Source organism: Deinococcus metallilatus (assembly GCF_004758605.1).
Taxonomy (GTDB): Bacteria; Deinococcota; Deinococci; order Deinococcales; family Deinococcaceae; genus Deinococcus; species Deinococcus metallilatus.
Genome location: NZ_CP038512.1, coordinates 2,502,501 through 2,514,988, shown reverse-complemented (window position 1 = coordinate 2,514,988; position 12,488 = coordinate 2,502,501). Strand labels below are relative to the sequence as shown.

The window sequence follows — 12,488 nt, the reverse complement described above, 5'->3', positions numbered from 1 at the left end:
TCTGGAAGCCGAAGGGAGAACTCCTCCCCACTTTTCCCCCCGCCCCCTTCCCGTACACTGGCGGGCTGATGATGGCCCCCCTCCGCCCGCCCCACACGCTCTCGGTCGCTCCTATGATGGACTGGACCGACCGGCATTGCCGCGCGTTTCACCGCACGCTGACGCGCCGCACGCTGCTCTATACCGAGATGGTCACGACCGGCGCGATTCTGCATGGCGACCGCGAGCGGCATCTGGGCTTCGGGTCAGTCGAGCATCCGGTGGCCCTGCAACTGGGCGGGAGTGATCCGGCCGCGCTGGCCGAGTGCGCCCGGATTGCCCAGGACTGGGGCTACGACGAGGTGAACCTGAACTGCGGCTGCCCCAGCGACCGCGTGCAGAATGGCTCTTTTGGCGCCTGCCTGATGGGCACGCCGGACGTGGTGGGCCGCGCCGTGGAGGCGATGCGCGGCGCGACCTCTCTCCCCGTGACCGTGAAGCACCGCATAGGCATCGACGATCTGGACAGTTACGACCACCTCACACGCTTCGTGCGGACGGTGGCGGAGGCCGAGTGCGAAACCTTCATCGTCCACGCGCGCAAGGCGTGGCTCTCGGGCCTCTCGCCCAAGGAGAACCGCGAGATTCCGCCGCTGCGCTACGAGGTGGTGCGGCAACTCAAGGCCGACTTCCCGCACCTGACGGTCGTGCTCAACGGGGGCGTGCTGACGCTGGAGGCCGCGCAGGAGCATCTGGCCTGGGCCGACGGCGTGATGATCGGCCGCGCCGCCTACCAGGACCCCTATCTCCTCGCTGCCGCCGACCGCGACGTGTTCGGGGAGGATGTGTCTCTACCCACCCGCCGTGAGGCCATCGAAGCCTTCCTGCCCTACGTCGCCGCGCAACTGGAACAGGGCCAGCCCCTCAACCGCATGATGAAACACACCCTCGGCCTGTTCGCGGGACAGCCCGGCGCGCGGCACTGGAAGCGGACGCTCAGCGAACAGGGCCACCGTCCCGGCGCGGGGCTGGAGGTGGTGCGGGAGGCGCTGGCGGGCGTGCCGGATGCGGTCTTGGACGCGCGGCCGGGGGTGGGGGAGATTCAGGCGGTCTGAGACGAACCAAGGAATGGCCCGCTGGCGTTATTCCGGCGGGCCATTCCCTTCCTCATGGCTCAGAGCTTCTCTCAGCGCGTGAAGTCCGGCTCGGCATCCAGTCCCCTGACCCATGCCGCGAGGAGGTCGATGCAGGCTTGCACGTCGCGGGCATCGACCATCTCGTTGGGCGAGTGCATGTAGCGGTTGGGGACGCTGACCACGGCGCCCGGCACGCCCGAGCGGGACAGGATCATGGTGTCGGCGTCGGTGTGGGTGAGGCGCGGGTTGGCGCTGAGGGTGTAGGGAATGCCTTCCTGCTGCGCGGCGGCGATCATCTGGCGCAGGATCACCGGACTGGTCATGGCCCCCACGCTGAGGTTCGCGCCGGAGCCGAAGGGCACCACGCCGTACTTCTTCTCGCTCACCCCGGGCTGCTTGGTTTCGTGCGTCACGTCCACGGCCACGCCCGCGACGGGCTTCAGCCGGTGGCTGCCCACCTGCGAGCCGAAGCTGCCGATCTCCTCCTGGCTGGTGCCCACGGCCACGACGCGGTGTTTCAGGTCCGCGCCTTGCAGGGCCCGCAGCGCCTCCAGCACGACGAAGGCCCCCACCCGGTTGTCCAGCGCGCGGCTGACGATCCTGTCCCCGACCATCACCGGCGCCTGCTCGATCACGCCGACGGTGCCGACCGGAATGCGGGCCTGGGCCTCCTCCTTGCTCAGGCCCACGTCGATCCACAGGTCCTCAAGCTTGCTGGCGTGCTTGCGGTCCTCGGGTTCCATCACGTGAATCGCCTTTTTGCCGATCACGCCGATGAGGTCGCCCTCCGGCGCGAGCAGGCGGACGCGCTGCCCGACCAGCACCTGCGGGTCCCAGCCGCCGATGGCGAGCACGCTCAGAAAGCCCTCGTCCCCGACGTGGCTCACCATCAGGCCGATCTCGTCCAGGTGGCCCAGCAGGGCGACGGCGGGCGCGTCTTCCGGGCCGAGTTCGGCATACACGTTGCCGTAGTGGTCCTCGCTGACGCGGGCGAAGGTGGCCGCTTCCTTTTTCCACACGTCGGCGGCGCGGCGCTCGAAGCCGCTGGGGCCCGCCTCGCGCAGCAGGGCGAACAGGAAATCCTGGTTCAGGGCGGGCGGGCTGGATTCAGGCTGGGGATTCACAGGGGCGAGTCTACGCCGTGAGGCTATGCTCGCGGCATGAGCCATCCGAGCTATTCCACCGGGCCGGACGTGCGCGTCAGCGTGGACGTGTCCTACCTCCCCGCGCACTCCACCCCCGGGCGCCGCGTCTTCAGCTACGTCATCCAAGTCGAGAACCACAGCGATCAGACCTGGCAACTCCTGGCGAGGCACTGGGACATCCTCGACGCCGGGGGCCGCGAGACGGTCGTGGACGGCGAGGGCGTGGTGGGCGAGCAGCCGGTGATCCCGCCCGGGGGTGCTTTCGTCTACGACTCCTTCGTGACGGTGCAGGACACGCCCGGACGGATGCAGGGCTATTACGTGATGCAGGACGCCTGGGGCGTGCGGGCGCAGGTGCCGATTCCGCCCTTCGTGCTGGAGGTGCCGGGGGAGCGGACGCTGAACTGAGACAGCGGGCAAGGAGCCAGCCTCAGCCCGAGCCTGCGCTTTTCCGGCACTCGGGCCTGGAGAGGGGTGGGGCGGTTGAAAGGTCCTCCGCTCCCTCCCGCCGCTGTCTTCCTTTTCAACCAGTTTGTGCAAGCAAGGCGGCGCAGTTCCTTGGGCTTTTCCGGGTGGCTGATCGCCGCTCTAGGGTGCGGCCCAGGCCAACCGTTCGGGGGCCTGCTCGCCCTCGGCGGCGATGGCAAACAGGCTCACGCGGCCCACCGCGTCGAAGCCGACGATCAGGTCCCAGATGGTCTGGGCGTCCCGCTCGAAGGTCGCGCTGCGGATGTAGTAGGTCGTTCCCGCGTCCGTGAAGACCTGCTCGCGCAGCACGCGCTGCTCGGCCCCGAACGTTTTCGCGCCCGCCTCACGGTAGGTGCGGAACTCCGTGAGCGTGCCCCACCTGGCCCGCATCTCCGCCGTGAACACCTGCCACATGCGCTCCACCCGCAGCGCATAGAAGTCCGCGATCAGCGCCCGGCCACGGGTCAGGGCCGCCTGCTCGGCCGCCGTGGCCGGGGCCGGAGCGGGCAGGAGGAAGGTCTGGGCCACGCTGACCGGGGCGAGCAGCGTGAGGCACAACGTCACCGGCCGCAGCAGCGTGTTCATGCTCCAGCGTAGGCAGAATCCGGGGAGGTGCGCCGTCAGGGAAGCGACGATTCGGTCCGGCTGAAGGTGCCCTGCCCGGCCAGCAGCTTTTCGATCACCGCCGCCACGCCGTCCTCGGCATTCGTGAGGGTCACCTCGTCCGCGGCCTCCCGCGCCTCCGATTCCGCGTTGCCCATCGCCACGCCGCGCCCGGCCCAGGCGAGCATCTCCGCGTCGTTGGGCGCGTCCCCGAAGGCCAGCACCTCCTCCCGCGCCACGTTCAGCCGCGCGCAGAGCTGTTCCAGGCCCCAGGCCTTGCTGACTCCCTCGGCCAGCACCTCCAGAAAGGGGGCGCCGGAATGCGTGACCGCGAAGCCGCCCAGGTTCAGCGCGCGCAACTCGGCCAGCAACTCGCGCGGGGTGAGGGCCGCGTGCCGCACGATGAACTTGAGGCTGGGCCGCGCCAGCACGTCCTCCAGCGTGAAGGTGCCCATCTCGCCCGGTTCGCGCTTGTGGTCCTCGAAATGCGCGATGGCCGCATAGCCGTCCTGCGCGACAAACACCTCGCCGCCCTCCCGCACGCTGACGAACAGGACGCCGGGCACGCGCGCGGCGAGGGCCTCCGCGACGGCCCGCTGCACCGCCTCGGGGACATGGGCCTCGAACAGCGTCTCGCCGGTCGTGAGGTGAACGCCGTGCGCGCCGTTGCCGCAGAGGGCGTACTCGTGAAAGCCCGCCGCCTCCGCGATCCGGCGCACCCCGCGCGGTTGCCGGGCCGTCACCGGAACGACGTGAATCCCGGCCGCCCGCGCCGCGTCCAGGGCCGCCCGTGTTCGGACGCTCACCGTCAGGTCGGGGCGCAGCAGGGTGCCGTCGAGGTCGGTGGCGATCAGGCGGATCACCGCGCCTCCAGCACCACGATGGCCGAGGCGTGTTCCTTCGTGTGCGTCAGCGTCAGGTGCGTCACCCAGCCGCGCGCCTCCAGCTCCGCCGCGATCTCCGGCGCGAAGCCCAGCACCGGGGGCGCGAAGGGAAACGGGCCGTCCGGCGTCCGCTCCCGCTCCACCCACACGTCCCGCCAGCCGTGCGGACGCGGCCAGACCTTCTGAAACGCCTCCTTCGCGGCGAATCGGGCGGCGAGGCTGGGGACAGGGTCGGCCAGGCGCGCGCAATAGGCGAGTTCGGTCGGCGCGAACAGCTTTTCCGCCCGCCGTCCCTCGCGCGTGAGCATGCCGCGGATGCGCGCAATTTCAATCAGGTCGTGTCCGATGGCGACGATCATCAGGGGGAGGATAGGCTTGTGGCGCGTGGCCCGTGGCTTGTAGAGGCAGGCGCTTTTGCGGGAGCCTGGGCCTTCACACGCCACAAGCCCCGTCACGTCCACGCCAGCCCCGCCCGTTCCCCCCAGTACCGTTCCGGTGGCTGCGCCAGGTCACCTAGCGCCTCCAGATCCAGGGTCAACCGTAAAGAGGCGAGATTGCTCTGAAGCTGCTCCACCGTCGTCGCCCCGCTCAGCACCACGTCGGCCCAGGGCTGGGCGAGGGCGGCGGCCAGGGCGACGGCGTCCGGGGTGGTGCCCTGTTCGGCGCAGAGGTGCGCGAGGGCAGGCGCCACCTCCGCGCGTGAGGTCAGCCGTCCGTTCGCCACCGCCTCCTTCACCACCACGTTCCAGCCCGCCGCGTGGGCTTCCGCCAGCGCCTCACCCGCCGAGGGTTCGAGCAGATTCCAGGTCGCCTGCACCACGCTGAAGGGATTCACGCCGTCCACCCGCACGGCCAGCGCCTTGCTCAGCGTGTCCGCCTGCTTTGGCCCGCTGGTACTCAGGCCCACGCGCGTGCCCTCCGCCGCCAGTTCGGCCAGCCGCGCCAGCACCCGTTCGTCTTTCAGCACGCCCGTTTCCAGTGTGGCGAGCCGGTGATCTTTGACCTCGTGTGTCTCGGCATCGGTCCGCCAGTCTGCCGTATACGTGTAGCCCCACTTGCTGCCCACCGTCGCCTCGTGGCCGCGCGCTTTGAGCCAGCCCCCCAGGAACTCCTCGGCCCGCCCGTAGCTGCGCGCGGCGTCGAAGTACCGCAGGCCCGCCGACCAGGCCGCGTCCAGCACCTCCCAGGCCCGCGCCCGCAGCACCTCCACATCCTTGTCGGCCCCCACGTCCTGCCCGTGCCCCAGGTTGATGTAGCCGGGGCGTCCCAGAGCCGCGAGGCCCAGCCCGAGACGCGGCGCACCCGGCGGCGGGAGCAGAGGCCTCACGCTTCCCCCGTGATGATCGCCTCAGCCTCGATCTCCACGAGGTGCCGGGGGTCGATCAGCGCGGCGACCTGCACCATGCTGGAGGCGGGGCGAATGTCGCGGAAGACCTCGCCATGTGCCCGTCCGATCTCCTCCCATCGGGTGATGTCGGTGACGTAGAGGCGGGTCCGCACCACGTCGCTCAGCCCCGCCCCGGCAGCTTCCAGCGCGGCGCGGATGATGTCCAGGGCCGCCCGCGTCTGTGCGTAAGCGTCGCCCACGCCGATCACCTCGCCGTCTGAATGGGTGGCCGTCGTCCCCGCCACATGCACCACATTCCCCACCCGCACCGCCCGCGAGTACCCCACCACGGGCTCCCAGGGAGACGAACCGCCAATGTTCTGCCGCATGGGCCGAGCCTACCCCCGACTGCCGCTCATGAGGCGTTTGTAACCGTGACCCTGTGGACTTTTCTAGCTTTCTGTACACTGAACCTAACGCTCGTTAGGTAGACTGTCCGCGAACCCAGGAGGTAGCCCCATGACCCAGATGCAGCCCACCGACTTGCACCCTCAGGAAACGGCCGAGCAGCACGCCGCCTTCAATGCCCGGATCGCGCGCGGCGAGAAGATCGAACCCGGCGACTGGATGCCCGCCGAGTACCGCCGCCAGCTCATCCGCATGATTTCCCAGCACGCGCACAGCGAGGTCGTGGGGATGCTCCCGGAAGGCGCCTGGATCACCCGCGCGCCCAGCCTCAAGCGCAAGACCATCCTGATCGCCAAAGTGCAGGACGAGGCGGGGCACGGCCAGTACCTCTACCACGCCGCCGAGACGCTGGGCGCCACCCGCGAGGAGATGCTGGACGCGCTCCTCGCGGGCAAGGCCAAGTATTCGTCCATCTTCAACTACCCCAGCCTCACCTGGGCCGACGTGGGCATGATCGGCTGGCTGGTGGACGGCGCGGCCATCAAGAACCAGACCATGCTGGCGGGCTGCTCCTACGGCCCCTACTCCCGCGCGATGGTCCGTATCTGCTCGGAGGAAACCTTCCACCACAAGCAGGGCAAGGAAATGATCGTCACCTACGCCCAGGGCACGCCCGAGCAGCGCCAGATGGCCCAGGACGCCCTCAACCGCTGGTGGTGGCCGTCTCTGATGATGCTGGGGCCGCACGACGCCGACAGCCCCAACACCGGCGCTCTCGTGCAGTGGGGCATCAAGCTCAAGACGAATGACGAGGTCCGCCAGGAGTTCATCAACGAGCATGTCCCCGAACTGCTCGAAGCGGGCCTGACCATCCCCGACCCTGATCTGCATCAGGATGAAAGCGGCAACTGGATTCACGGCCCGATCAACTGGGACGAATTCTGGGCGGTGGTGAAGGGCCAGCAGGGCCTCAACAGGGAACGCCTCGGCGCGCGGCAGCAGGCCCACGAGGAAGGCGCCTGGGTGCGTGAGGCGATGCAGGCGTATACGGCGCGGCAGATGGGGCAGGCCGCCGACTGATGACCACCCACGCTCCCCAGACCCCGGATACCCAGTGGCCCCGCTGGGAGGTCTTCAAGCAGGACGCCCCGAACCGGCCCTATCAGGCGGTGGGCAGCGTCCACGCGGGCGACCCCGACCACGCCCTCCTGACCGCCCGCAACGTCTTCGTGCGCCGCCCCGCCGCCGTCAGCCTCTGGACGGTGCGCGAGGCCGACATCCTGACGGCTACCCCAGAAGAGGTGGAGGCTCAGCCCGAAGTGCTGGACACCCCCGGCGAGGCGGGCACGTATCAAGTGGGCCTCAAGCGCACGCACAAGCGCAGCATGACCTTTGTGGACCTTGTGGGCGCCGTGGAGGCGAGCGGCCCCGGCGACGCGCTGCGGCAGGCACGGGAACAGTACCCCGAGGCGCTGATCTGGCTCGTCTTCCCCGAAGCCGCCGTCGTCCGCACCAACGACGACCCCGGCACGGTGGAGAGCTGGTTCGCCCCCGCGAAGGACAAGACCTACAAGCAGCAGCAGTATTACGGCGTGATCGGGCGCCACGTCGGTGAACTCAAGCGCGAGGGCCGCATGCCCCAGCGCGTGAACGAGGAACCCCACCTGGGCGACCAGAAGGTGTACGACCATCCGCACAACACGGTGCCGAAGAAGGTGGAGCGATGACGGGGAGCGGTCAACTCTCAGCAGTCAGCGGTCAGCAGGAGATGCTCACGCCCCAGCTTCAGCCCGCCCTGATCCGCAAGCTCACCGCCCTGGCCGACGACGAGATCATCCTCGCGCACCGGGACGGCGAGTGGACGGGACACGCCCCGATTCTGGAAGAGGACATTGCACTGGCGAACATCGCGCAGGACGAACTGGGGCACGCTGGGTTGTATCTCGAACTGCGCCGCGAGCTGGACGGCTCTGATCCCGACCGCCTCGCCTTCTTCCGGGACGCGGACGAGTTCACGAATGTCCGCCTTGCCGAACTACCGAAGGGCGACTGGGCCTTCACGATGCTGCGCCAGTACCTCTTCGACGCTTACGAGGCGCTGTGGCTGGATGCGGCCCGCGCCAGCACCTACGCTCCATTGGCTGAAGTCGCTGCGAAGGCCCTGCGCGAAGAGAAGTTCCATCTTCAGCACACCTCTCTGTGGGTGGAACGCCTCGCCCTGGGCACCGACGAGAGCCACCGCCGCACGCAGAACGCGCTGAATGAGTTGTGGCCCCGCACGGCGCAACTCTTCCAGCCCGTGCAGGACGAGGAAAAGTTGGTGGAGGCGGGTATCCTCCCCGACCTAACCGGAGTGCGGGCACGCTGGGAAGCCCTGGTGGTGCCGCACCTGACCGGGAAGTGCGGCCTGACCCTGCCCGATGTTCCCGCCGATGCCGTAGGAGGACGCGACACGCACACCGAACACCTCGCGCCCCTGCTGGCCGAAATGCAGAGCGTGGCGCGGGCCGTCCCGAACGCCGAGGTCTGGTGACCGTATGACCGCCATTCACGTCACCCCCGAACAGGTCTGGACTGCTCTCTCCGCCGTCCCCGACCCCGAAATCCCCGTCGTGTCCATCACCGACATGGGCATGGTGCGGGACGTGACAGTGGACGGCGGCCGCGTGACCGTCACCTTTACTCCCACCTTCTCCGGCTGCCCGGCGCTGCACGTCATCCGCGAGAGCATTGGTGAGGCAGTGCGCGCGTTGGGGCTGGAGGACGTGGAAGTCCGCAGCACCCTCACCCCGCCCTGGACGACCGACTGGATCAAGGAAGACGCCCGTGAGCGTCTGCGTCAGTACGGCATCGCGCCGCCCGCCCCCGCCGACGAATCCCCCCTCATCACCCTCGACCCCGAACCCACCCGCTGCCCCCGCTGCGGCTCGCTGAACGTGCGAATGACGGCTTCGTTTGGGCCGACGCTGTGCAAGCGGTTGTATGTGTGCGAAAGCTGCCGGGAGCCGTTTGAGGGGTTTAAGAGCGTGTGACCGGCTGGGGGAGTGCAGCAAGATAGGCATATGAGACTCTCTTCAGCCTCTTGCGCGTTTGCCCTCGCTACGGCCCTGCTTACCGCTTTTGCTCAGGCTGCGCCTTCAGTACCTGTGCAGGTCCGGCAGATTCCCGGCGGTGTGACCCTGATAGCAGAGGGGATGAGCCAGCCGATTACGTTCCTTTGCGTGCCTGGGTCCACGCAGATTCGACTCTCTATACCCAGCGTCAAAGCCACTATCGCAGCCCCGCAGGTGAGTCTGTATCCGACGTCGGGCGACCTGAGAATGCGACGTGTTCCTGACATTCAGGTGACGCGCGATGAGTTACGCCTGCGCTGTGAGAATGGCCTGATGAAGATGGAACCTGGCAGGGACATTGAGCTAGTGAGCGACGAGGAAGCCCCAGCTCAGGCTGTACCGGACAACACCTGACCGCCCTTGCGCTCAAGGAGAATGCATGACCGCAACTACTGAAATCCTCCGCCCCGCCTCCTACGTCTACGGCACCTGGCACACCGCCCCCGATGGGCAGACCCTCCACGACGCCGTGTATGGCCGCCCCATCGCCGTCATCTCCAGTGAAGGCGTGGACTTCGCGGAGGCTTTGCGCTACGGGCGCGAGGTCGGCGGCCCGGCCCTTCGCAAGCTGACTTTCCATACGCGGGCGCGGATGCTCCGGGCGCTGGCGACGTACCTGCTGGAGCGCAAGGAGGACTATTACCAGCTCAGCCTGCTGACCGGCGCGACCCGCCGCGACGGCTGGGTGGACATCGAGGGCGGCATCGGGACGCTGTTCAACTACGCGAGCATGGCCCGCCGCGACCTGCCCGACGAACGCTTCCTGCCCGAAGGCAAGGTGGAGCGCCTGGGCAAGGGCGGCACCTTCGTGGGCCGTCACCTGCTGGTGCCGCGTGAGGGCGTGGCCGTGCAGATCAACGCCTACAACTTCCCGGTCTGGGGAATGCTGGAAAAGCTCGCCCCGGCCTTCATCGCCGGGATGCCCAGCCTGGTGAAGCCCGCCCCGCAGACGGCCTACCTCACCGAGCGCGTGGTGCGCGACATCATCGCCTCCGGCCTCCTGCCGGAAGGCAGCCTGCAACTGGTGACGGGCGACCCCGGCGACCTGCTCGACCACCTGGAGGAGCAGGACATGGTGGCCTTCACGGGGTCGGCGGCGACCGCGCAGAAGCTGCGGGTGCATCCCAACATCGTCGCGCGCAACGTGCCCTTCAACACCGAGGCCGACAGCCTGAACGCCTCCGTGCTGGGCCTGACGGTGCGCCCCGAAGACCCCGAATTCGCCCTCTACGTCCGCGAGGTCGCCCGCGAGATGACCGGGAAGGCCGGGCAGAAATGCACCGCCATCCGCCGCGCCATCGTCCCCCGCGACCGGGTGGAGGAGGTCGTAGCGGCGCTGCGGGCCGAGTTGAGCAAGGTGACGGTGGGCGACCCCGCCCGCGATGACGTGCGAATGGGTGCCCTCGTCAGCACCGAGCAGCGCGAGCGGGTGCGGGCAACGCTGGACGCGCTGAAGGCCGAGACGAGCGTCGTCATCGGCGGCGAGGAACGCGAACTGTTGGGCGGCGACCGCGAGAAGGGCGCCTTCCTCGACCCCACTCTGTTGCTGTGCGAGTCGCCCCTCACGGCGCGCGGCCCGCACGAGCTGGAAGCGTTCGGCCCGGTGGCGACCCTGCTCCCCTACGACACGCTGGAGGAGGCCGCGCACCTGTCGAAGATGGGCCGGGGCAGCTTGGCGGGCAGCATCGTCACCTACGACCGCGCGGAAGCCACCGAACTGGTGATGGGCATGGCGAGCAGCCACGGCCGCCTCCTGATCCTCAACCGCGACGACGCGAAGGAAAGCACCGGCCACGGCAGCCCCCTTCCCCAACTGCTGCACGGCGGTCCCGGTCGCGCGGGCGGCGGCGCCGAACTGGCGGGCCTCGCGGGCGTCAAGCACCACATGAACAAGGTGGCGGTGCAGGCCGACCCCACCACCCTCGCCGCCATCACGCACGAGTACGTGCCTGGCGCGGAGGTGCGGGAAGACGTGATTCACCCCTTCCGCAAGACCTTCGACGAGATTCAGGTCGGGGACAGCCTCCTCACCCACCGCCGCACCGTCACCGAGGCGGACATCGTGAACTTCGCGGCCCTGACCGGCGACCACTTCTATGCCCACGTGGACGAGATCGGCGCGAAAGAAGGCATCTTCGGGAAACGGGTGGCGCACGGCTACTTCCTGATTTCTGCCGCCGCCGGGCAGTTCGTGTGGCCTGCGCCCGGCCCGGTGCTGGCGAACTACGGCCTGGAGAATCTGCGCTTCGTGGAACCCGTTGGTATCGGGGACACCATCCGCACCCGCCTCACCTGCAAGCGCAAGATCCGCAAGGACCTGCGCCCCGGCGAGACGCGCCCGACCGGTGTGGTCGAGTGGCACGCCGAGATCACCAACCAGCGGGACGAACTGGTGGCGACCTACGACATCCTGACGCTGGTGGAACGGGCGCCGGACGCATCAGACGACCTCACTGCCTGAACTTTCCCCTCGCCTGGGCCGGACGGTTTCCCGCTGTCCGGCCCGGTTTCTTAGCGAACGGTCATGACGAAATGTGACCGGCTTCCATTTGGGTGGGCTAGGTTGGGGAGGGCGTGGCCCACCTCGAACGCTGAGGGCGGGTGAAGTCGGTGTAGCCCTCCCCATCTCCTCCCGGTCCTGGCAGAGCACCGGGAGGCGCACCTCGCCAGGAGGCGGAATGAACGTTGCTGATCTTTTGGAATCTTACTTTGGCCCGGCTAGCGCCGAGCAACTTGGGCGGGCGACTGACCTGAGCGCCGAGGGTGCCGCGCGGGTACTGCATGAGGGGCTGCCCCTCCAACTGAACGCCCTGGCTGACCACGCCCGTACCCCCGAAGGGCAGGCGCAGATCGCGGAAGCTCTCGCCAATGTCCCCGACTTTCCCAGTGTGGAAGCCGCCCTGAACGAGCCGGATGGGGCCGCTCATCTCCGGCAGGCCGGGGAACTGCTGGCGCCCGTGCTGCTGGGCGGGCAGGCGAACAGCGTCGCCGGTCAGGTGGCGGGTGGCCTCAATGCAGGCAGTGTGCAACAGCTCCTGCACATGACCCTCCCCCTGCTGCTGAGCTTCCTGGGCCAGCGCGGCCTGAATGCCGCCAACGTCGGTAGCGTTCTGCCAGCCTTAAAAGGGGCGCTGGGAACGGCGGCGGGCGTGGCCGGTGGCGCGCTGACCGCCGCAGGTCTGCTGGACTTCCTGAAGGGCCAGTTCGGCGGTCAGGCAGCGGATCAGCTCGGCAGGGCGGCGGGCTTCACGGGTGGAACGGCCACACGCGCCGCACAGGCCGCCCTGCCGGTCGTCCTCAACGCCATTGCGAACAAGGGCAGCACCGAGGCGGGCGCGGCGGACCTGCTGGCCCGTGGCCGTGACCTCCAGCGGTTCACCACTCCGGACGGCACGCTGAACACCGCCCTGCTGAACGATCCCGCC

At 68.8% G+C, this 12,488-nt stretch carries 14 protein-coding genes (1 of these 14 only partly in view); 8 read left to right on the top strand and 6 right to left on the bottom strand.

Translation table 11 applies throughout. From position 1 onward, the window contains the following. Window positions 1–68: 68 nt before the first annotated feature. Window positions 69–1,094: a tRNA dihydrouridine(20/20a) synthase DusA gene (gene dusA, locus E5F05_RS18210; protein WP_129120057.1), complete on the top strand. Its 1,026-nt coding sequence runs from the start codon at window positions 69–71 to the stop codon at window positions 1,092–1,094. A 71-nt stretch (window positions 1,095–1,165) separates the two neighbouring features. Here dusA and E5F05_RS18205 read toward each other — a convergent pair whose 3' ends face one another. Further along, entirely contained in the window at window positions 1,166–2,239 is a 1,074-nt protein-coding gene (locus E5F05_RS18205) for a M42 family metallopeptidase (RefSeq protein WP_241687224.1), read from the bottom strand. A gap of 36 nt (window positions 2,240–2,275) precedes the next feature. Between E5F05_RS18205 and apaG the strand changes: the two genes are divergently transcribed. Next, window positions 2,276–2,668 (top strand): Co2+/Mg2+ efflux protein ApaG, encoded by a 393-nt coding sequence (gene apaG / locus E5F05_RS18200; RefSeq protein WP_129120055.1) that lies wholly within the window; start codon window positions 2,276–2,278, stop codon window positions 2,666–2,668. A 180-nt stretch (window positions 2,669–2,848) separates the two neighbouring features. Here apaG and E5F05_RS18195 read toward each other — a convergent pair whose 3' ends face one another. The 5 genes from E5F05_RS18195 to E5F05_RS18175 all read right to left on the bottom strand — a co-directional run bounded on the left by E5F05_RS18195 (window position 2,849) and on the right by E5F05_RS18175 (window position 5,931). Beyond that, a complete protein-coding gene (locus tag E5F05_RS18195; protein ID WP_129120054.1) occupies window positions 2,849–3,313 on the bottom strand; it encodes a hypothetical protein in 465 nt (154 codons plus the stop codon). A 35-nt stretch (window positions 3,314–3,348) separates the two neighbouring features. Continuing rightward, the gene (locus tag E5F05_RS18190; RefSeq protein WP_129120150.1) at window positions 3,349–4,191 is read right to left on the bottom strand and encodes a Cof-type HAD-IIB family hydrolase; all 843 of its coding nucleotides are present in this window, start codon (window positions 4,189–4,191) and stop codon (window positions 3,349–3,351) included. Beyond that, window positions 4,191–4,574 (bottom strand): 4'-phosphopantetheinyl transferase superfamily protein, encoded by a 384-nt coding sequence (locus E5F05_RS18185; protein WP_129120053.1) that lies wholly within the window; start codon window positions 4,572–4,574, stop codon window positions 4,191–4,193. The genes E5F05_RS18190 and E5F05_RS18185 overlap by 1 nt, the downstream gene beginning before the upstream one ends. Before the next feature lie 92 nt (window positions 4,575–4,666). Then, window positions 4,667–5,542 (bottom strand): aldo/keto reductase, encoded by an 876-nt coding sequence (locus tag E5F05_RS18180; protein ID WP_129120052.1) that lies wholly within the window; start codon window positions 5,540–5,542, stop codon window positions 4,667–4,669. Beyond that, the gene (locus E5F05_RS18175; RefSeq protein WP_129120051.1) at window positions 5,539–5,931 is read right to left on the bottom strand and encodes a RidA family protein; all 393 of its coding nucleotides are present in this window, start codon (window positions 5,929–5,931) and stop codon (window positions 5,539–5,541) included. The genes E5F05_RS18180 and E5F05_RS18175 overlap by 4 nt, the downstream gene beginning before the upstream one ends. A 130-nt stretch (window positions 5,932–6,061) precedes the next feature. Between E5F05_RS18175 and paaA the strand changes: the two genes are divergently transcribed. The 6 genes from paaA to E5F05_RS18145 all read left to right on the top strand — a co-directional run. Then, a complete protein-coding gene (paaA, locus tag E5F05_RS18170) occupies window positions 6,062–7,030 on the top strand; it encodes a 1,2-phenylacetyl-CoA epoxidase subunit PaaA (protein ID WP_129120050.1) in 969 nt (322 codons plus the stop codon). Next, window positions 7,030–7,677, top strand: a complete 648-nt coding sequence (locus tag E5F05_RS18165) for a phenylacetic acid degradation protein (protein ID WP_129120049.1) — start codon at window positions 7,030–7,032, stop codon at window positions 7,675–7,677. Before paaA ends, E5F05_RS18165 begins: the two co-directional genes overlap by 1 nt. Next, entirely contained in the window at window positions 7,674–8,483 is an 810-nt protein-coding gene (gene paaC / locus E5F05_RS18160; RefSeq protein ID WP_164973549.1) for a 1,2-phenylacetyl-CoA epoxidase subunit PaaC, read from the top strand. Before E5F05_RS18165 ends, paaC begins: the two co-directional genes overlap by 4 nt. A 4-nt stretch (window positions 8,484–8,487) precedes the next feature. Continuing rightward, window positions 8,488–8,982 (top strand): 1,2-phenylacetyl-CoA epoxidase subunit PaaD, encoded by a 495-nt coding sequence (gene paaD / locus E5F05_RS18155; protein ID WP_129120048.1) that lies wholly within the window; start codon window positions 8,488–8,490, stop codon window positions 8,980–8,982. Between the two features lie 460 nt (window positions 8,983–9,442). After that, window positions 9,443–11,524: a phenylacetic acid degradation bifunctional protein PaaZ gene (gene paaZ, locus E5F05_RS18150; protein ID WP_129120047.1), complete on the top strand. Its 2,082-nt coding sequence runs from the start codon at window positions 9,443–9,445 to the stop codon at window positions 11,522–11,524. A gap of 217 nt (window positions 11,525–11,741) precedes the next feature. Then, window positions 11,742–12,488, top strand: the start of a protein-coding gene (locus E5F05_RS18145; RefSeq protein WP_129120046.1) for a DUF937 domain-containing protein. Its footprint extends 1,392 nt past the window's final position; 747 of the gene's 2,139 nt are visible here — the first part of the coding sequence; the start codon lies at window positions 11,742–11,744; the stop codon falls past the right edge of the window.

Bases quoted from the DNA above. Each gene is read 5' to 3' on its own strand.
- dusA (WP_129120057.1), top strand. From the start codon at position 69: ATGATGGCCCCCCTCCGCCCGCCCCACACGCTCTCGGTCGCTCCTATG.
- paaZ (WP_129120047.1), top strand. From the start codon at position 9,443: ATGACCGCAACTACTGAAATCCTCCGCCCCGCCTCCTACGTCTACGGC.
- paaA (WP_129120050.1), top strand. From the start codon at position 6,062: ATGACCCAGATGCAGCCCACCGACTTGCACCCTCAGGAAACGGCCGAG.
- paaD (WP_129120048.1), top strand. From the start codon at position 8,488: ATGACCGCCATTCACGTCACCCCCGAACAGGTCTGGACTGCTCTCTCC.
- E5F05_RS18175 (WP_129120051.1), bottom strand. From the start codon at position 5,931: ATGCGGCAGAACATTGGCGGTTCGTCTCCCTGGGAGCCCGTGGTGGGG.
- paaC (WP_164973549.1), top strand. From the start codon at position 7,674: ATGACGGGGAGCGGTCAACTCTCAGCAGTCAGCGGTCAGCAGGAGATG.
- E5F05_RS18165 (WP_129120049.1), top strand. From the start codon at position 7,030: ATGACCACCCACGCTCCCCAGACCCCGGATACCCAGTGGCCCCGCTGG.
- E5F05_RS18195 (WP_129120054.1), bottom strand. From the start codon at position 3,313: ATGAACACGCTGCTGCGGCCGGTGACGTTGTGCCTCACGCTGCTCGCC.
- apaG (WP_129120055.1), top strand. From the start codon at position 2,276: ATGAGCCATCCGAGCTATTCCACCGGGCCGGACGTGCGCGTCAGCGTG.
- E5F05_RS18185 (WP_129120053.1), bottom strand. From the start codon at position 4,574: ATGATCGTCGCCATCGGACACGACCTGATTGAAATTGCGCGCATCCGC.